This is a genomic window from Streptomyces sp. CBMA156, assembly GCF_014596515.1.
GTDB lineage: Bacteria > Actinomycetota > Actinomycetes > Streptomycetales > Streptomycetaceae > Kitasatospora.
On the sequence record NZ_MSJQ01000421.1, the window covers coordinates 1 to 17910 of the forward strand.

Genomic DNA, 17910 nt, shown 5'->3' on the forward strand with positions numbered 1-17910 from the left:
ACCCAGGCGAGCTTCGCGCCGGTCGCGTGCGCCAGCCGCAGCACCGCCGTCAGCGCGCCGGGGACGGCGGCCAGCCGCTCGCCCGCCAGGATCACCGCGCCCGGCGTGCGCAGCAGTTCGGCCGCGCGGCCCGCCTCGTCGTCCAGCGGCTCGTCCGCCGCCAGCGCCGCGAACCACTCCGGCTCGGTGCCGGGAGCGGCCGGCAGCAGCGCGCCGTGCAGCTTGGCCAGGCCCCGGGAGCCGAACGCGGCCACCGAGAACACCTTCAGGCCCGCGGCGCGCGTCGCCTTGCGCAGCCGCAGGAAGACGACCGGCGACTCCTCCTCCGGCTCGAAGCCCGCCAGCAGCACCGCCGGCGCCCGGTCGAGGTCCTGGTACGCCACCCCGGTGCCGTCCACGTCGACGCCCCGCCCGGCCACCGCAGCGGCCAGGAAGTCCGCCTCCTCGGCGCTGTGCGGGCGGGCCCGGAAGTCCACGTCGTTGGTGCCCAGCACCACCCGCGCGAACTTCCCGTACGCGTAGGCGTCCTCGACCGTCACCCGGCCGCCGGCCAGCACCCCGGTCCTGACCCCGCGCAGCCCCTCGGCCGCCCTGGCCAGCGCCTCCGGCCAGGAGGCCGGCACCAGCTCGCCGTCCACCCGCACCAGCGGGGTGGTCAGCCGGTCGCGCTGCTGGGCGTAGCGGAAGGCGAAGCGGCCCTTGTCGCAGTTCCACTCCTCGTTCACCGCCGGGTCCTCGCCCGCCAGCCGGCGCAGCACCTTGCCGCGCCGGTGGTCGGTGCGCTGCGCGCAGCCCGAGGCGCAGTGCTCGCACACGCTCGGCGAGGAGACCAGGTCGAAGGGGCGCGAGCGGAACCGGTACGCCGCCGAGGTCAGCGCGCCCACCGGACAGATCTGGATGGTGTTCCCGGAGAAGTACGACTCGAAGTCGTCCCCCTCCCCGGTGCCGACCTGCTGCAGCGCCCCGCGCTCCACCAGGTCGATGAACGGGTCCCCGGCGATCTGCTGCGAGAAGCGGGTGCAGCGCGCGCACAGGACGCAGCGCTCGCGGTCCAGCAGCACCTGGCTGCTGATCGGCACCGGCTTCTCGTAGGTGCGCTTCATGCCCTCGAAGCGGGAGTCGGCGGCGCCGCTGGTCATCGCCTGGTTCTGCAACGGGCACTCGCCGCCCTTGTCGCAGACCGGGCAGTCCAGCGGGTGGTTGATCAGCAGCAGCTCCATCACGCCGCGCTGCGCCTTCTCCGCCACCGGCGAGCTGAGCTGGGTGCGCACCACCATGCCCTCGGCCACCGGGATGGTGCAGGAGGCGACCGGCTTGCGCTGGCCCTCGATCTCGACGATGCACTGGCGGCAGGCGCCGGCCGGGTCGAGCAGCGGGTGGTCGCAGAAGCGCGGGATCTGGGTGCCGACGGTCTCGGCGGCCCGGATCACCAGCGTTCCCTTGGGGACCCGGACTTCGACGCCGTCGATGGTGAGCGTGACCAGTTCGACCGCGGTCTCGGAGGCTGTCGGCTCAGTGATCGTCACGCGTGCACCTCCCTTTCGGTGGCGGACTGGTGGCCGGGGCGGGGGCCGTCGGCCCAGACGGTGGAGGCGGCCGGGTCGAACGGGCAGCGGCGCTCGGCCAGGTGCTGCTCGTACTCGGCCCTGAAGTGCTGGAGCGAGGAGACGATCGGGCTGGCCGCGCCGTCTCCCAGGGCGCAGAAGGACTTGCCGTTGATGTTGTCGGCGATGTCGAGGAGCTTCTCCAGGTCCCCGTCGACGCCCTCGCCGGCCTCGATCCGCTTGAGCAGCTGGACCAGCCAGTAGGTGCCCTCGCGGCAGGGGGTGCACTTGCCGCAGGACTCGTGGGCGTAGAACTCCGTCCAGCGGGTGACCGCGCGCACCACGCAGGTGGTCTCGTCGAAGACCTGGAGCGCCTTGGTGCCGAGCATCGAGCCGGCCGCGCCGACGCCCTCGTAGTCCAGCGGGACGTCGAGGTGCTCGTCGGTGAACATCGGGGTGGAGGAGCCGCCCGGGGTCCAGAACTTGAGCCGGTGCCCGGCGCGGACGCCGCCGCTGAGGTCGAGCAGCTGGCGCAGCGTGACGCCGAGCGGGGCCTCGTACTGGCCGGGGTTGGTGACGTGGCCGGAGAGCGAGTAGAGCGTGAAGCCGGGGGACTTCTCGGTGCCCAGGCCCTTGAACCACTCCTTGCCGCGGGCCAGGATCGGCGGCACCGAGGCGATCGACTCGACGTTGTTGACCACCGTCGGGCAGGCGTACAGGCCGGCGATCGCCGGGAACGGCGGGCGCAGCCTGGGCTGGCCGCGGCGGCCCTCCAGCGAGTCCAGCAGCGCCGTCTCCTCGCCGCAGATGTAGGCGCCGGCACCGGCGTGCACGGTGATGTCCAGGTCGATGCCCGAGCCGAGGACGTTCCGGCCGAGCAGCCCCGCCGCGTACGCCTCGGCGACCGCCGCGTGCAGCCGGCGCAGCACCGGGACGACCTCGCCGCGCAGGTAGATGAAGGCGTGGTCGCAGCGGATCGCGTAGGAGGCGATGATCATGCCCTCGATCAGCGCGTGCGGGTTGGCGAACAGCAGCGGGATGTCCTTGCAGGTACCCGGCTCGGACTCGTCGGCGTTGACCACCAGGTAGTGCGGCTTGCCGTCGTTCTGCGGGATGAACTGCCACTTCATGCCGGTCGGGAAGCCGGCACCGCCGCGGCCGCGCAGGCCGGCGTCCTTGACCAGGGCGATCACGTCGTCCGGCGGCATGGCGAGGGCCGCCTTGAGGCCCTCGTAGCCGTGGTGGCGGCGGTAGGTGTCGAGCGTCCAGGGGCGGCTGTCGTCCCAGGAGTCGGACAGGACCGGGGTGAGCAGCTTCTCGGCCGGTTCGGCGGAGGTCATCACGCTTCGCTCCCTTCCTGGCCGTTGCCCGCCGGGCCGTTGCCCTCGTTGCGGGGGGAGACCACCTTGGTGCCGGGGGCGCCGGGCAGGGCCTCGCCGCGGGCCAGCCGCAGGCCGGCCAGGGAGGGCGCGCCGCCGGCACCGGACTCGTCGTTGGCGCCGGGGCGCTCGTCGGGGAAGCCGGCCAGGATCCGGGCCGTCTCCTTGAAGCCGCACAGCTTGGCGCCGCGGGTGGGCCTGACCTCGCGGCCGGACCGCAGGTCGTCGACCAGCTGCCGGGCGCTCTCCGGGGTCTGGTTGTCGAAGAACTCCCAGTTGACCATCACCACGGGCGCGTAGTCGCAGGCCGCGTTGCACTCGATGTGCTCGATCGAGACCTCGCCGTCCCCGGTGGTCTCGTTGTTGCCGATGCCCAGGTGCTCCTGGAGCTCGGCGAAGATCTGGTCGCCGCCGAGCACCGCGCACAGGGTGTTGGTGCAGACCCCGACGTGGTACTTCCCGGCCGGGCGGCGCCGGTACATGGTGTAGAAGGTGGCGACCGCGGTGACCTCGGCGGTGGTGAGGTCCAACTGCTCGGCGCAGAAGCGGATCCCGGTCGGGCTGACGAAGCCCTCCTCCGCCTGCACCAGGTGCAGCAGCGGCAGCAGCGCCGAGCGGGGCTGCGGGTAGCGGGCGATCAGCTCCGCGGCGTCGGCGGCCAGCCGGGCGCGCACCTCCTCGGGGTACGGTGCGGCCGGCAGTGCCGGCAGTCCGAGTTCGACGTTGGTCACCGGTCCACGCCTCCCATCACCGGGTCGATCCCGGCCACCGCGACGATGACGTCGGCCACCTGGCCGCCCTCGCACATCGCCGCCATCGTCTGCAGATTGGTGAACGACGGGTCCCGGAAGTGGACCCGGTACGGGCGCGTACCGCCGTCGCTGACCACGTGCACGCCCAGCTCGCCCTTGGGCGACTCGACCGCCGCGTACGCCTGGCCGACCGGGACCCGGAAGCCCTCGGTGACCAGCTTGAAGTGGTGGATCAGGGCCTCCATCGAGGTGCCCATGATCTTGCGGATGTGGTCGAGTGAATTGCCCATCCCGTCCGGGCCCACGGCCAGTTGGGCGGGCCAGGCGATCTTCTTGTCGGCCACCATGACCGGGCCAGGGCGCAGCCGGTCCAGGCACTGTTCGACGATCCGCAGGGACTGCTTCATCTCCTCCAGCCGGATCAGGAAGCGGCCGTAGGAGTCGGCGCTCTCGGCGATCGCGACCTCGAAGTCGTAGTCCTCGTAACCGCAGTACGGGTCGGTCTTGCGCAGGTCGTGCGGCAGGCCGGTGGCGCGCAGGATCGGGCCGGTGGCGCCGAGGGCCAGGCAGCCGGGCAGGTCGAGGAAGCCGACGTCGACCAGGCGGGCCTTGAACACCGGGTTGCCGGTGGCGAGTTTGTCGTACTCGTGCATCCGGGAGCGGAAGACCTTGACCGCCTCGCGGATCTGGTCGACGGCGCCGGGCGGCAGGTCCTGGGCGAGGCCGCCGGGGCGCACGTACGCGTGGTTCATGCGCAGGCCGGTGACCAGCTCGAAGACGTCCAGGATCAGTTCGCGGTCCCGGAAGCCGTAGATCATCAGGGTGGTGGAGCCGATCTCCATGCCGCCGGTGGCCAGGCAGACCAGGTGCGAGGCGATCCGGTTGAGCTCCATCATCATCACGCGGATGACGGTGGCGCGGTCCGGGACGTCACCGGTGATGCCGAGCAGCTTCTCGACTGCCAGGCAGTAGGCGGTCTCGTTGAACAGCGGCGTCAGGTAGTCCATGCGGGTCACGAAGGTGGTGCCCTGGACCCAGTTGCGGAACTCCATGTTCTTCTCGATGCCGGTGTGGAGGTAGCCGATGCCGCAGCGGGCCTCCTTCACCGTCTCGCCGTCGATCTCCAGGATCAGCCGCAGCACGCCGTGGGTGGACGGGTGCTGGGGGCCCATGTTGACGATGATGCGTTCGTCGTCGGCCCGGCCGACCGCCTCGACCACCTCGCCCCAGTCGCCACCGGTGACGGTGAAGACCCTGCCCTCGGTGGTCTCCCGGGCATCCGCTTCCTCGGTCTCTCCATGGTGCTGGGTGTTCATCAGCTGTACGACCTCCGCTGGTCGGGAGCCGGGATCTGGGCGCCCTTGTACTCGACGGGGATGCCGCCGAGCGGGTAGTCCTTGCGCTGCGGGTGGCCCAGCCAGTCGTCCGGCATCATGATCCGGGTGAGCGCCGGGTGGTCCTCGAAGACGATGCCGAAGAAGTCGTAGGCCTCGCGCTCGTGCCAGTCGTTGGTCGGGTAGACGCTCACCACGGAGGGGATCCGCGGGTCGGCGTCGGGCGTGGTGACCTCCACCCGGATCAGCCGGCCGTGGGTGATCGAGCGCAGGTGGTAGACCGCGTGCAGCTCGCGGCCCTTGTCGCCGGGGTAGTGCACGCCGCTCACGCCCAGGCACAGTTCGAAACGCAGCGCCGGGTCGTCGCGCAGGATGCGGACCGTCCTCAGCAGGTGGGCGCGGTCGATGTGGAAGGTGAGCTCGCCGCGGTCGACCACGGTCTTCTCGATCACCTCGGCCGGGTCCAAGCCCTGCTCCTCCAGGGCGCCTTCGAGCTCGTCGGCGATCTCGTCGAAGATCCCGTGTCCTGCGGCCGTGCCGCTCTGGCCGGTCTGGTCGCCTGGGCCCCTCTGGCCCCCTGTGCCCCCTGTGCCGCTCGGGCCGCCGTACGGGCGCTCGCTCGGGCCGGGCAGCGCGATCGGGGCGGCCAGGCCGCCGAAGCCGGAGGTGTCGCCGCTGTCCTTGGCGCCGAACATGCCCTGGCGGCGGCCGACCACCTCGACCGGGATCTCGCGGACCGGCTGTTCGCGGCGGGTCTCGGGTACCTGGTCGTTCATCGCAGCTGCCCCCGCATCTCGCTGATCGGGGTGGCCTGGAGGGCGAGTGCCTCGCCGAGCTCCTCGGCCCGGCGCTTGTTCACGCCCAGCGGCTCGTGCTGGATCTTGTCGTGCAGCTTCAGGATGGCGTCCATCAGCATCTCCGGACGGGGCGGACACCCGGGCAGGTAGATGTCCACCGGGACGATGTGATCGACGCCCTGGACGATCGCGTAGTTGTTGAACATCCCGCCGGAGGAGGCACAGACGCCCATCGAGATGACCCACTTGGGGTTGGGCATCTGGTCGTACACCTGGCGCAGCACCGGGGCCATCTTCTGGCTCACCCGGCCCGCCACGATCATCAGGTCGGCCTGCCGGGGGGAGCCCCGGAAGACCTCCATGCCGAACCGGGCCAGGTCGTAACGGCCGGCTCCGGTGGTCATCATCTCGATCGCGCAGCAGGCCAGACCGAAGGTCGCCGGAAAGAGTGACGCCTTGCGCACCCAGCCGGCGGCCGTCTCCACGGTCGTGAGCAGAAAGCCGCTCGGCAGCTTCTCCTCGATTCCCATCAGATCCCTCTCAATGCCCTCGAGTCCGCTGATACGTGGGCCGGTTCTGGCTTGTCCGCTCGTTCACAAGCGGTCGCGCAGCCGGCGGACGGGTGGGGTCGCCACCCCGCGCTCGGACCACCCCGCGCTCAGTCCCACTCCAGGCCGCCGCGGCGCCACACGTAGGCGTACGCGACGAAGACGGTGGCGATGAACAGGAGCATCTCGACCAGCCCGAAGATCCCCAGGGCGTCGAAGGTCACCGCCCAGGGGTAGAGGAAGACGATCTCGATGTCGAAGACGATGAAGAGCATCGCCGTCAGGTAGTACTTGATCGGGAACCGACCACCGCCCACAGGCTGCGGGGTCGGTTCGATACCGCACTCGTACGCCTCCAACTTGGCCCGGTTGTAGCGCTTGGGGCCGGTGAGTGAGGCCATCACGACGGAGCCGACCGCGAACGCCGCCGCGATGGCACCGAGTACGAGGATCGGCGCGTAGGCATTCATAGCCCCCGCTCCCTCCGTCCAGTCGTCCTTGACTGCAGATCGGAACCGGCGGGTCACCGTGAGGTGAACCCGCGTTCCAGTTCCCGAGATCCACCCCATGTGAGGCAGTTCACAAAGCCTGGAACGAGCGCATCCTATGCCCGTCAGCTTGTGATCTGCGACACGCAGTTCACCGTCTTCTTTGTGATCTACGACACCTCGTGAATGGTGGCGAATGTGAACATGCCCAGATCTGTCGACGCAAAGCAGTCAAATGATCACAAGCAGTCGCATTTACTTGTGAAGAGGCTGGTCAGAGGCATATTCCTATATCAATCATGCGTCGGCCGAAGCAAATTTTCGGGCGTCATGTTGACGTGTTATAGCGGCTCACTCGGAGGGGTGGCGGGGGCCGAACGCTCGCTTGACCCTTCGTTCACAAGCGCGCGAGCTTGTCGTCGGGTGGGGCCTCTCCCCCGCCGTCGACCCCGCGATGGGCAGCGCCCACCGGGCCGGGGCCCGGTACGGCGGCGGATCGCCGTTCCCCGAACCACCCTTCCCCGGACCGAGCTTGCCCGGCCCCCGCCTTCGGTTCAGGGACCGGCCTACTGGCGGCCGGCCGCCTGCTCCCAGATCCAGGCCGCGATGCCCACCCGGTTGCGGGCACTGATCTTGCGCTGAACGTTGGCGAGGTGGTTCTTCACCGTCCCCGGTGAGATGAACAGCCCCGCGCCGATCTCGGCGTTGGTCGCACCGTCCGCCACCAGCTCGGCGATCTCCCTTTCCCTCGCGGTCAGTTCCTCCGCCGGCCCGGCCGACGGCTGCGGCGCCGCGGCCTCCTCCGCGCCCGGCCCGGGCTTCGGCTCCGCGCCCGGAAGCGCCATGTGCCGCAGGAGCCGGACGGTGACCTGCGGACTGATCAACGCGTCCCCTGCCATCGCCGCCCGGACCGCCTCGATCAGCAGCACCGGCCCGGAGCGCTTCAGCAGAAACCCGGCCGCTCCGTGCCGCAGCGCCGTGTGCACGTATTCGTCCAGGTCGAAGGTGGTCACCACGATCACCTTGTACTGGTCGGCCAACTGCCGCGTGACCTCCAGGCCGTCGAGCTTCGGCATCCGGATGTCCGCGAGCACCACGTCCGGCCGCAGCCTCCTTGCCTCCGCCACCGCCGCGGCGCCGTCCGCCGCCTCCGCCACCACGACCATGTCCGGCTGGGCGTCCAGGATCATCCGGAACGCGCTGCGGACGTCCGCCTGGTCGTCCGCGACCAGGATCCGAACCGGTCTCGTGCCACTGCCCATATCCGTACCTCCCCGTTGCCGAACTCCGTCGGCTTCTACGCCTGCGCCGGCCCTGCGCCGACGTCCTCCAGAGGCAGCACCGCCGTCACCCGCCAGGCGTCCCGCTGGTACGGGCCGGCTTCCAGCGAACCGTCGAGGGCCTCCACCCGGGCCACCAGCCCCGGCAGTCCGCTGCCGCCGCCCCGCCGCGGCCGCCCCGACGGAGCCGGCGCCCGACCGTCGTTGGTCACCGTCAGCTCCAGCCGTCCGCCGCCGCGACGGGCCCGGACCTCGACCGTCCGCGCGGCCGGAGCGTGCCGCCTGACGTTGGTCAGGGACTCGACCACGATCCGGTGGACGGTGCTCTCCACCTCGCGCGGCACCGGCCCCTCCGGCAACTCCAGCCGGACCTCGGCACCGCCCGTCGCGGTGAACCTCTCTGCCACCTCGGCCAGGGCGGCGAGGCCGGGTTGCGGCCCGCGCCCGGCGCCCTCCTCACTGCGCAGCAGCTGCACCGTCCGGTCCAGCGAGGCCAGCGCCCGCTGCCCGGCCTGCTCTATTCGCTGGAACATCTCGGCCGCCCCGGCCGGGTCGATCCCGGCCAGATAGGCACCGGCCTGGGCCTGGGCGACCATGCCGCTGACGTCGTGCGCCACGAAGTCGTGCAGGTCGTGGGCCAGTTCCAGCCGCTGCGCCCGCTTGGCCTCGGCCACCGCTTTCCGGCGTCCTTCGTCCAGCCCCCGCAGGTAGAGCCCGGTCAGCACGGCCGGCAGGGAGAGCGTCGATCCGAACCCGAAGAGCGTGAGCGTGTCCGCGGGCCCCTCGACGAACGCGAACCTGGTCAGCCAGAGGGCGACCGCTCCGCACGCCGTCCAGGCCGCGGCCGCGCACCGCGGGCCGTCCTCGGCGCGCAGGCTGACGACCACCGACAGCAGCAGGACGGCCAGCTCGACCAGCCCCAGCAGCCCTGGCCAGCGCTCCCCCTCCACCCAGCGGCCGAGGAACCAGACGGCGACCGTGACCACGACCGACGCCACCCCGAGCACCGTGGTCACGGCCACCGCCCCGTACCGGACCCGCACCGCCCAGGCCGCGGGCGCCAGGACCGGGACCACCCCGGACAGGATCTGATTCATCGTCACCACCTCTCCCCGACTCTTCGACTGCCGTCACACTACGACGCCGCCCGGGCCGCGCACCTGTGCCGATCGGCATATTTCAAAGGGCGATTGAGCAGGGCGAACAGCCCGATCGGCATCTGCCGCGAACCCCCGGTGGGCCTCCAGTCTTGAGTCATCGCACCGGCCACGGAGGCCGGAGCCGGAAGGAGTCCAGCACCATGTCGAAGCTCGCGACCAACGCCCGCGGCACCACCCACCGGGCCGGGGCATCCGTCCCCAGCGTCCCGGCCGCCCCGCGCTGGGCCCGGTTCGCCGCCGGCGCCGCCGCCCTCACCGCCGTCCCGTCGGGGCTGTGGCGGATCGCCTTCGGCTTCGGTGTCCCGGTCGGCTTCACCGGCGCGACGGCCGCGGCGTACGGCGCGCACCAGCCGGGCTGGGGCACGGTCTACTGCGTGGTGCTGAGCGCCCTGGCCGAGACGCTGGCCTTCCTGACCCTGGGCCTGGTCCGGCCCTGGGGGCTGGTGGTGCCCCGGTGGATCCCACTGATCGGTGGCCGCCGGGTCCGGCCGCTCGCCGCGATCGTCCCGGCCCTGCTGGGCGCGGCGATACTCACGGCCCTCGGCCTGGAGGGGCTGTCCGGCCGCTGGGCCGACAACCTGGCCGAGCCCGATTCTCCGCACGGCTTCGCCGCCGTGGTGATGACGCTCGCCTACCTGCCCCTGGTCGCCTGGGGCCCGCTGCTCGGCGCGGTCGCCATCGACTACGCCCGCCGGACGCTGCGGCGGCGCCGGTGACGAGCGTGGCGGATCACACCGGGGTCGGCTCCTGGCTCGGCCCCACCACAGCAGGCGCGTTCTCGCCCTCGCTCCCGTCCCCGGCCGGGCGCGGCACGGGGGCGGTGCGCCGGCCCCACTCGGTCGCGACCAGCACGAGGGCTCCGCCGAGCAGGGCGAGCGGTCCCATCCGGTTCCCGGCCAGGGTGATGCCGAAGACGGCGGCCCAGAGCGGTTCGGTGCCCAGCAGCAGGCTCACCCGCGAGGGAGATGTGGCCCGCACGGCCCACATCTGGACGAAGAAGGCGAACAGCGTGCAGAACAAGGACAGATGCAGCAGCCAGGCCCACTGGGCGGGCCCGTACGAGCGTGCGACCGTCCAGGGCGCCGGCCCGACCGACAGTGCGACGACGGCGAACACCCCGGTGGCCACCGCGAGTTGGACCCAGGTGACGGCGAGCATGTCGGTGTCGCGGACGGCCCGGGTCCGGGCCATCGCGAGGACGTACGCCGACCGGACCAGGGCGGCGCCCAGCACCAGCAGATCACCGAGCGAGGGAGGGCGCAGCCCGCCGTCGCCGGTGAGCAGGGCGACGCCGAGGACGGCCAGCCCGGCAGCCGCGAGGAAGGCCTTCGGCGGTGCGGTCCGGCCGAGGGCGCTCTCACCGAGTGGGGTGAGCACCATCGCGAGGCTGATGATCAGCCCGGCGTTGGTCGCGGAGGTGTGCACGGCGCCGTAGGTCTCCAGCAGGAAGATCCCGCTGAGCACCAGCCCCAGTGCGGTGCCGCCGAGCCATTCGGCACGACTCAGCCTCCGCAGGGCGCGCCAGGCGACCACCCCGAGCAACGGCAGCACCAGCCCGAATCGCAGCACCAGCATCGCCACGACCGTCCCGGGCTCGGCCACCCGCTGGACGGCGAGGAAGCTCGACCCCCACACCACGGCCACGAGCAGGACCGGAAGATCACGAAGGGCCGACGAGGGTGATCCCTCGGGCAGGCCGGACAAGGAGGCTGACATGCGGAAGATCCCTCCGAACGAACGGAACCGGCGGGCGCGAGTACCGTACGGCGGCGGACGGACCCAGGAGCTGGACGGAAGGCCCAGCAGTGGACGGAGTGGGGCGTGGAGCGGCGGCGCGCCATCTTCGCGCACCGGGCCACCGGTGATCAATGCCCGGCCCGGAAACGGGTGGGTCAGACGGCGAGCAGACCGTTCGCCGCGGCGATCGCCTCGATGTCGGCCGGGGTCCCGGACATGATGGCGCGGACGTGCTCGGTGACCAGCTCGGCCGGCCAGTCCCACCAGGCCGCGCGGAGCAGGCGTTCGATGTCGGTGTCGTCGAAGCGGCGGCGGATCGGACGGGCGGGGTTGCCGCCGACGACGGCGTAGGGCTCGACGTCGGTGGTGACCATCGCTCCGGCCGCGATGATCGCGCCGTCGCCGATCCGGACACCGGGCAGGACGGTGGCCCCGTGGCCGAACCAGACGTCGTTGCCCACCACCGTGTCGCCCCGGCTGGGCAGGCCCGTGACGATGTCGAGGGTCCGCTCGGTCCAGCTTCCGCCGAACATCGTGAAGGGAAAGGTGGAGACGCCGACGGTCGGGTGGGCGGCGCCGGCCATCAGGAAGCGGGTGCCGGTGGCGATCGCGCAGTACTTGCCGATCACCAGCCGCTCGGGGCCGTACGCATAGAGGACGTTGCGCTCCTCGAAGCGGGTGGCTCCGTCGGGGTCGTCGAAGTAGGTGTACTCGCCGACCTCGATCCGGGGGTCGGTGACGAGCGGGCGCAGCAGGACGACCCGGTCGTGGCCGGCGAGCGGGTGGAGGGCGGTGGGGTCGGGGATGGCGGTGTCGGGCACACAGGCTCCTCTCGTAATGCGACTTGAGTCGCATTACGATGAGCATGGCATGGCCGCCACCCACCAGCAAGCCTTAATGCGACTGGAGTCGACTTTGACCGGAGCCACCCACCCCACGCCGGAGCCCCGCACCCCCACTTCGCGCCCGGGCGGCCGCAGCGCCCGGGTCCGGGCGGACGTGGTCGCCGCCACGCTGGCCGAGGTCACCGAGAAGGGGTACGACGGCCTCACCGTCGAAGCGGTCGCGACCCGCTCCGGCGTCCACAAGGCGACCCTCTACCGGCGATGGGGCGGGGTGGACGGTCTGATCGCCGACGCCCTGACCGCCTCCGCCGACCAGCCCTGGCCCCTGCCCGACACCGGAGACCTCCAGCAGGACCTCCGCCGCATCACCCAGGAGGTGTTCAGCGTCTTCACCGATCCAGAACTCGGCTCCACGCCCACCGCGCTGATCTCCGCCGCCCAGCGCTCGGACGCCGGCGCGGCCGCCCTGCGCGCCTTCTTCGCGGCCCGTCACCACCAGGCCGCCGAGGTGGCCGAACGGGCCGTCGCCCGCGGCGAGTTGCCCGCAGGCACCGAAGGCGCCGAGGTGGTCAGGGCCGCCACCGCGCCGCTCTACTTCCGCCTGCTCGTCTCCGGCGAACCGCTGGACGCCCGCACCGCCGAGCGGGCCGCCGACGCCGCCGCCCTGGCCGCTCGCGCCGGACTCTTCACCTCCACCCCGGCCGCCCCGGAGCAGAACTGACTAAGCATCACCACCCTGCCGCCAGAGGAGCCCCAGCCGCCCCGACCCCCTACCGCATCCCCACCCGGCCGTGGATGATGCCCACATGACAATCCAGCCGTCCACCACCCCCCGGAAGGCCCGTCACGTGAAGCGCAAGCACTGGGCGCTGGTCGCCGCCGCCACCATCCTCCCGCTCGTGGCGAGCACCGGCACCGCCATCGCGGACGCCCCCGCGGCCGGCGCCCCCGCCGCCGGCTGCACCTACACACCGGCCGTCCCGGCCGACAACTTCAAGGGCATCCCGGTGTTCGACGCCAAGAAGGCGGCGAAGCCCTACCGCGCCACCCTGCGGACCACCCAGGGCCAGATCACCTTCGAGGCACTGACCGACAAGGCGCCCTGCACCACCTTCTCGTTCCGCTTCCTGGCCGAACGCGACTACTTCGACCGCAGCCACTGCCACCGCCTCACCACCCAGCGGATCTACGTCCTCCAGTGCGGCGACCCGACGGGCACGGGCAGCGGCGGGCCCGGCTACTCGTTCCCGGACGAGAACCTGACCGGCGCCACCTACCCGGCCGGCACCGTGGCCATGGCCAACGCCGGCCCGAACACCAACGGCAGTCAGTTCTTCTTCGTCTGGAAGGACACCAAGCTCTCCCCCGCCTACACCCCGTTCGGCCGGATCACCGCGGGCCTGGACGTCCTCCAGAAGATCGCCGCCGGCGGCGAGGACGACCAGAACAACCCGGGCGACGGCTTCCCCACCCTCCCGGTGAACATCCGCAACGTGAAGATCAGCACCCGCTGACCCGGCGGGCCGGACAGCCCCGGCCCGCCCCGCCCGCCACCCGGCGCCCACCACCGCCCGCAACCGCCCGCAACCGCCCGCAACCGCCGACCACCCACCGCCACTCCCGTACGGTGGCACCACCGACCACACCGCACGGAAGCAGGAGCAACGCCGCATGGACAGCCGGATCTGGGAGAGCGTCGACCACCTGGTGGCCTGGCTGGACGAGCAGGGCACCCAGTCGCCCCAGGAGGAACGCCTGCTGCGGATCCTCAAGCTCTCCGAGGAGATCGGCGAGGTCGGCGCGGCGGTGATCGGCGCCACCGGTCAGAACCCGCGCAAGGGGGTCACCCACTCCTGGGAGGACGTCCAGCACGAACTCTGCGACGTCGTCTTCGCCGCCCTCGTCGCCCTGAGGACGCTCACCCCCGACGCGGCCCGCGTCTTCGCCGAGCGCCTCGCCTACGTCGAGCAGCGCTCCGCCGCCTCCCGCCGGGCCCCCGACGGTCGGCAGCAGGAGACGGCGGCGGCGCCCGAGCCCGACTAGGCGTTCGGCGCGACCTTGGCGAGGCCGTTGATCAGGCGGTCCATCGCGTCGCCGCCCTGCGGGTCGGTGAGGTTGGCGAGCAGCTTGAGGGTGAAGCGCATCAGCATCGGGTGGGTGAGGCCGCGCTGGGTGGCGATCTGCATCACCTTCGGGTTGCCGATGAGCTTCACGAAGGCGCGACCCAGCGTGTAGTAGCCGCCGTACACGTCCTTGAGGATGCGCGGGTAGGCCTGGAGGGCGCGCTCGCGGCCGCCGTCGGTGACCCGGGCGAGGGCCTGCACGATGACCCCGGCGGCGATCTGGCCGGATTCCATCGCGTAGGCGATGCCCTCACCGTTGAACGGGTTGACCATGCCGCCGGCGTCACCGACGAGCAGCAGACCGCGGGTGTAGTGCGGCTGCCGGTTGAAGGCCATCGGCAGCGCGGCGCCGCGGATCGGCTCGGTCATGTTCTCGGGGGTGTAGCCCCACTCCTCCGGCATGCTCGCGCACCAGGCCTTGAGCACCTCGCGCCAGTCCAGTTCGCCGAACGCGGGCGAGGAGTTGAGGATGCCGAGGCCGACGTTGGAGGTGCCGTCGCCCATGCCGAAGACCCAGCCGTACCCGGGCAGCAGCTTGCGCTGGCCTTCGCGGGTGTCCCACAGCTCCAGCCAGGACTCCAGGTAGTCGTCGTCGTGGCGCGGCGAGGTGAAGTAGGTCCGGTAGGCGACGCCCATCGGACGGTCCTCGCGCCGGTGCAGGCCCATGGCGAGCGAGAGCCGGGTGGAGTTGCCGTCGGCGGCGACCACCAGCGGGGCCCGGAAGGTGACCGGCCGCTTCTCGTCGCCGAGCTTGGCGGTGACGCCGACGATCCGCCCGGTGCGCTCGTCCAGGACCGGCCCGCTGACGTTGCAGCGCTCGTAGAGCCGCGCGCCCGCCTTCTCGGCCTGGCGGGCCAGCAGCTCGTCGAAGTCGGCGCGCTTGCGGACCAGTCCGTAGTCGGGGAAGGAGGACAGCTCGGGCCAGTCCAGCTCCAGCCGGACGCCGCCGCCGATGATGCGCAGACCCTTGTTGTGCAGCCAGCCGTTCTCGGTGGAGACGTCGATGCCCATGTCCACCAGCTGCTTGGTGGCGCGCGGAGTCAGGCCGTCGCCGCACACCTTCTCGCGCGGGAAGGCGGTCTTCTCCAGCAGCAGGACGTCCAGTCCGGCCTGGGCCAGGTAGTACGCGGTGGCGGAGCCGGCCGGGCCCGCGCCGACCACGATGACGTCGGCCGTGCTCTCCACGGGGCTGTCCGGCTTCGTCAGATCGGCTGCGGTCTCGGACACGTGGACACACTCCTGGAACTGCGGCTGGGGGACGGCGGCTTTGCCTCCGGCAGTCTAGTTCCGCTCACGCCACCGGCTGCGCCCCCGCCCGCCCCGACCACGGACATCCCGGCCACGGGCTCTCAGAGCCACTGGCCGCGCCTCCCTGCCACGCCCCCCAGCCCCACGCCCCCCGGCCCCACAACCCCAAGGCCCCTCAGGCCCGCGGGCCCCGCCCCGGCCACACGCCCCGAGGCGTGCGACCGGAACCGGCCGGGCCCGACTACGCGATCTTGTACGCCCGGTGCAGCGACACGATCCCACCGGTCAGGTTCCGCCAGGCGACCTTCGACCAGCCGTTGTCCTGGAGCTTGGCGGCCAGCCCGGGCTGGTCCGGCCAGGCCCGGATGGACTCGGCGAGGTAGACGTACGCCTCCGGGTTGCTGCTGACGGCGGTGGCCACCGGCGGCAGCGCGCGCATCAGGTACTCGGTGTAGACCGTCCGGAACGGCGTCCAGGTCGGGGTGGAGAACTCGCAGATCACCAGCTTGCCGCCGGGCTTGGTGACCCGCAACATCTCGCTCAGCGCCTCGTCGGTGTCCTGGACGTTGCGCAGCGCGAAGGAGATCGTCACCGAGTCGAAGGTGTCGTCCGCGAACGGCAGCCGGGTGGCGTCGCCGGCGGTGAGCGCCAGCTCGGGGTGACGGTGCTTGCCCTCGGTCAGCATGCCGACCGAGAAGTCGCACGGGACGACCTGCGCCCCGGCCTCGGCGAAGGGCAGCGACGAGGTGCCGGTGCCGGCCCCGAGGTCGAGCACCAGGTCCCCCGGCCCGGCGGCCACCGTCTCGGCCACCGCCCGGCGCCAGGCGCGGGCCTGGCCGAGGGAGAGCACGTCGTTGGTGCGGTCGTACTTGGCCGCGACGTCGTCGAACATGGCGGCGACTTCGTGCGGCTGCTTGTCCAGAGAGGCTCGGGTCACTCCCCCATTGTTCACCCTCGCACGGACACCCCGGCCAACGGGGCACACCGACCCATGACCGCACGCCCGGTCCACGCCCCCGGACCGCGCCCGCAGGCCACGTCCCGGGCAGCAGCCGCAGGCCCCGTCAGTGCTGGGCGCGCCGTCCACCCGCACGGCGGCGTCGCCGGGACCGCTTGCCCTGCGTTATCGCGGGCATCCCGTCCGCCAGCGCCCCCGTCGCCAGCGCCAGGTTGGCGGCCAGCTTCCCCTGTCCGCTGCGGACCGCGACGGCCTTGTGGTGCCGCCGGATGCGCAGTACGCAGATCACGAAGAACGCGATGGCCACCGGCACGCTGAACCGGGCCAGGCCGACACCGACCGGCTGCGGGTAGGTGTCGCCGCAGATCCGCACCGCGCCCGGGTCGTCGGCGGCGTGCTCCAGGCAGATCGTGTCGCCGAGCCTGGCACCGTCCGCGAGCGGCAGCGCGGCCGCGGTGTGCGGCTGTCCGCCCGCCCGGTAACTGACGGCGCTGTAGGTGCCGCCTCCGGTGGGGAGCTGGGTGACGACCCCCTCGACTCTCACCGGGTGCGCTTCGATCCGGTCGGCCTGGTCGGCCTGACGCCATCCGAGCAGGCACATGCCGACGGCCAGCACGGCGCTGAGCACGGCGGCGAGGTACCAACCACGGCCCAACCGCGGGATGCGCGGCGGGGGAACGGTCGCGGTCTGCATGGTTCCTGTCCTGGCTTGCCTTCGGGGCCGGGGACACGGCCCTGCCGCCCGCGGGCACGGGCGGTGGTGTGGTGAGGGTACGGAGTGAGCTGTCCGGGATCGTATCCGCTGGCGGGCCCTCAGGTCACGGCGAAGGGGCAATCACTCTCCGGTACCAGCAGCCGAGTTCGGGTGCACACGAAGGAAGTCCCGTACGCCACAGGGAAATCCGCCTACCGGCGAGTACGCCATGCGCGACGTGACGGCCGTCTCATCGACGGCGGTACACCAACCGTCCGCCCAGCACCGTGGCCAGGCACCCGCCCGCCATCGGTTCGGCGCTCCCGTCCCCCGCGACCGCGAACACCGCGAAGTCGGCCCGGCCCCCGGCCGCCACCCGCCCGTACGAGGCCTCTTCGAACGACAGTACGGCCAGCGGATCCAGCGGCCCGGCACCCCCGCCGCCCCACCAACCGGACACCCCGGACACCCCGGACGCGTCAGGCACATCAGACGCATCAGAGGAAACGGAAGAACCGGGCAGCCCCACGACCCCCGACCGCGCCACCGCCGTCCGCACCGAGGCCCGCTCGAAGGGGCCGGCCACCGCCGTCACCCCGTACCCGAGCATCCGCTGCAGCCCGCGCCGCGCACTGGCCCCGCACCGCGTCTCGTCCGTGCACCCGGCCAGCCCGTCCGCGACCGGCTCGACGCCGACCTCCTCCCGCGGGTCCGGGTGGTACGCGCGCTCCAACAGCCAGTGCCCGTACGGATTGCGCAGCCCCGGGGCGAGCACGGCGGCACCCCAGTCCCGTACCCGCGCGCCGGGGTGCGCGACCGCCAGCTCCCCGTACGGCCCGACCGCCTCGACCAGCCCGCCACGCACCACCACCGCCCCGTCGGCGATGGACGGGGCGGTGGGATCGGCCGGGTCGGGCAGCACGAACGCCGCCCGGTGCAGAGTCAGCACAACAGCACCTTCGCCTTCGACGGCAGCACCGGGCTAGACGCCACCAGCGCCGGCACCGGCACCGGCACCGGCAG

The 17910-nt window shown here is 72.1% G+C and carries 19 protein-coding genes; 4 read left to right on the forward strand and 15 right to left on the reverse strand.

The genetic code is table 11. The features are described 5' to 3' along the window. The 9 genes from BU198_RS37325 to BU198_RS37365 form a co-directional block, all read right to left on the reverse strand. The coding region (locus tag BU198_RS37325) for an NADH-quinone oxidoreductase subunit G (protein WP_188301229.1) at positions 1–1526 on the reverse strand (1526 nt) is incomplete at its 3' end. After that, positions 1523–2884: an NADH-quinone oxidoreductase subunit NuoF gene (nuoF, locus tag BU198_RS37330; RefSeq protein WP_188301230.1), complete on the reverse strand. Its 1362-nt coding sequence runs from the start codon at positions 2882–2884 to the stop codon at positions 1523–1525. The genes nuoF and BU198_RS37325, both read right to left, overlap by 4 nt. Further along, positions 2884–3654: an NADH-quinone oxidoreductase subunit NuoE gene (gene nuoE / locus BU198_RS37335; protein WP_188301231.1), complete on the reverse strand. Its 771-nt coding sequence runs from the start codon at positions 3652–3654 to the stop codon at positions 2884–2886. The genes nuoF and nuoE overlap by 1 nt, the downstream gene beginning before the upstream one ends. After that, the gene (locus BU198_RS37340; protein WP_188301232.1) at positions 3651–4991 is read right to left on the reverse strand and encodes an NADH-quinone oxidoreductase subunit D; all 1341 of its coding nucleotides are present in this window, start codon (positions 4989–4991) and stop codon (positions 3651–3653) included. Before BU198_RS37340 ends, nuoE begins: the two co-directional genes overlap by 4 nt. After that, a complete protein-coding gene (locus BU198_RS37345; protein ID WP_188301233.1) occupies positions 4991–5785 on the reverse strand; it encodes an NADH-quinone oxidoreductase subunit C in 795 nt (264 codons plus the stop codon). The genes BU198_RS37340 and BU198_RS37345 overlap by 1 nt, the downstream gene beginning before the upstream one ends. Beyond that, on the reverse strand, positions 5782–6336 hold the full coding sequence (locus BU198_RS37350; RefSeq protein ID WP_188301234.1) for a NuoB/complex I 20 kDa subunit family protein: 555 nt from the start codon (positions 6334–6336) through the stop codon (positions 5782–5784). Before BU198_RS37350 ends, BU198_RS37345 begins: the two co-directional genes overlap by 4 nt. A gap of 128 nt (positions 6337–6464) precedes the next feature. Beyond that, positions 6465–6824, reverse strand: a complete 360-nt coding sequence (locus tag BU198_RS37355; RefSeq protein ID WP_030060100.1) for an NADH-quinone oxidoreductase subunit A — start codon at positions 6822–6824, stop codon at positions 6465–6467. Between the two features lie 584 nt (positions 6825–7408). Further along, positions 7409–8104, reverse strand: a complete 696-nt coding sequence (locus BU198_RS37360; protein ID WP_188301235.1) for a response regulator — start codon at positions 8102–8104, stop codon at positions 7409–7411. A gap of 35 nt (positions 8105–8139) precedes the next feature. Next, positions 8140–9219: a sensor histidine kinase gene (locus BU198_RS37365; RefSeq protein ID WP_188301236.1), complete on the reverse strand. Its 1080-nt coding sequence runs from the start codon at positions 9217–9219 to the stop codon at positions 8140–8142. A gap of 203 nt (positions 9220–9422) precedes the next feature. On the opposite strand from BU198_RS37365, the gene BU198_RS37370 reads away from it, so the two are divergent. Next, the gene (locus BU198_RS37370) at positions 9423–9998 is read left to right on the forward strand and encodes a hypothetical protein (protein ID WP_188301237.1); all 576 of its coding nucleotides are present in this window, start codon (positions 9423–9425) and stop codon (positions 9996–9998) included. A 13-nt stretch (positions 9999–10011) separates the two neighbouring features. On the opposite strand, the gene BU198_RS37375 is transcribed toward BU198_RS37370, so the two are convergent. Continuing rightward, positions 10012–10998: a DMT family transporter gene (locus tag BU198_RS37375; RefSeq protein WP_188301238.1), complete on the reverse strand. Its 987-nt coding sequence runs from the start codon at positions 10996–10998 to the stop codon at positions 10012–10014. A 176-nt stretch (positions 10999–11174) separates the two neighbouring features. Then, entirely contained in the window at positions 11175–11840 is a 666-nt protein-coding gene (locus BU198_RS37380) for a CatB-related O-acetyltransferase (protein WP_317620484.1), read from the reverse strand. 94 nt (positions 11841–11934) lie between these two features. Here BU198_RS37380 and BU198_RS37385 point away from each other — a divergent pair, with 94 nt between their 5' ends. The 3 genes from BU198_RS37385 (at position 11935) to BU198_RS37395 (ending at position 13907) form a co-directional block, all read left to right on the forward strand. Continuing rightward, a complete protein-coding gene (locus tag BU198_RS37385) occupies positions 11935–12585 on the forward strand; it encodes a TetR/AcrR family transcriptional regulator (protein ID WP_223245468.1) in 651 nt (216 codons plus the stop codon). Positions 12586–12670: 85 nt separating this feature from the next. Beyond that, positions 12671–13378, forward strand: coding sequence for a peptidylprolyl isomerase (locus BU198_RS37390; protein WP_188301240.1), 708 nt, complete (start codon positions 12671–12673; stop codon positions 13376–13378). Between the two features lie 157 nt (positions 13379–13535). Beyond that, positions 13536–13907: a MazG-like family protein gene (locus BU198_RS37395; protein WP_188301241.1), complete on the forward strand. Its 372-nt coding sequence runs from the start codon at positions 13536–13538 to the stop codon at positions 13905–13907. Here the strand turns inward: BU198_RS37395 and BU198_RS37400 are convergent. From BU198_RS37400 to BU198_RS37415, 4 genes are all read right to left on the reverse strand, one after another. Further along, positions 13904–15214: a geranylgeranyl reductase family protein gene (locus tag BU198_RS37400; RefSeq protein ID WP_401088831.1), complete on the reverse strand. Its 1311-nt coding sequence runs from the start codon at positions 15212–15214 to the stop codon at positions 13904–13906. The genes BU198_RS37395 and BU198_RS37400 overlap by 4 nt on opposite strands. Before the next feature lie 262 nt (positions 15215–15476). Then, on the reverse strand, positions 15477–16172 hold the full coding sequence (locus BU198_RS37405) for a demethylmenaquinone methyltransferase (RefSeq protein ID WP_188301242.1): 696 nt from the start codon (positions 16170–16172) through the stop codon (positions 15477–15479). Between the two features lie 127 nt (positions 16173–16299). Beyond that, the gene (locus tag BU198_RS37410; protein WP_188301243.1) at positions 16300–16887 is read right to left on the reverse strand and encodes a hypothetical protein; all 588 of its coding nucleotides are present in this window, start codon (positions 16885–16887) and stop codon (positions 16300–16302) included. Positions 16888–17137: 250 nt separating this feature from the next. Continuing rightward, complete coding sequence (locus BU198_RS37415; RefSeq protein ID WP_188301244.1) at positions 17138–17836, reverse strand: imidazolonepropionase-like domain-containing protein; 699 nt, start codon at positions 17834–17836, stop codon at positions 17138–17140. Positions 17837–17910 lie beyond the last annotated feature (74 nt).

Excerpts from the sequence above, each read along its gene's own strand:
- BU198_RS37370 (WP_188301237.1), top strand. The coding sequence starts at position 9,423 with ATGTCGAAGCTCGCGACCAACGCCCGCGGCACCACCCACCGGGCCGGG.
- BU198_RS37345 (WP_188301233.1), bottom strand. The coding sequence starts at position 5,785 with ATGAACGACCAGGTACCCGAGACCCGCCGCGAACAGCCGGTCCGCGAG.
- BU198_RS37350 (WP_188301234.1), bottom strand. The coding sequence starts at position 6,336 with ATGGGAATCGAGGAGAAGCTGCCGAGCGGCTTTCTGCTCACGACCGTG.
- BU198_RS37375 (WP_188301238.1), bottom strand. The coding sequence starts at position 10,998 with ATGTCAGCCTCCTTGTCCGGCCTGCCCGAGGGATCACCCTCGTCGGCC.
- BU198_RS37390 (WP_188301240.1), top strand. The coding sequence starts at position 12,671 with ATGACAATCCAGCCGTCCACCACCCCCCGGAAGGCCCGTCACGTGAAG.
- BU198_RS37395 (WP_188301241.1), top strand. The coding sequence starts at position 13,536 with ATGGACAGCCGGATCTGGGAGAGCGTCGACCACCTGGTGGCCTGGCTG.
- nuoF (WP_188301230.1), bottom strand. The coding sequence starts at position 2,884 with ATGACCTCCGCCGAACCGGCCGAGAAGCTGCTCACCCCGGTCCTGTCC.
- BU198_RS37365 (WP_188301236.1), bottom strand. The coding sequence starts at position 9,219 with ATGAATCAGATCCTGTCCGGGGTGGTCCCGGTCCTGGCGCCCGCGGCC.
- BU198_RS37355 (WP_030060100.1), bottom strand. The coding sequence starts at position 6,824 with ATGAATGCCTACGCGCCGATCCTCGTACTCGGTGCCATCGCGGCGGCG.
- BU198_RS37410 (WP_188301243.1), bottom strand. The coding sequence starts at position 16,887 with ATGCAGACCGCGACCGTTCCCCCGCCGCGCATCCCGCGGTTGGGCCGT.
- BU198_RS37360 (WP_188301235.1), bottom strand. The coding sequence starts at position 8,104 with ATGGGCAGTGGCACGAGACCGGTTCGGATCCTGGTCGCGGACGACCAG.
- BU198_RS37340 (WP_188301232.1), bottom strand. The coding sequence starts at position 4,991 with ATGAACACCCAGCACCATGGAGAGACCGAGGAAGCGGATGCCCGGGAG.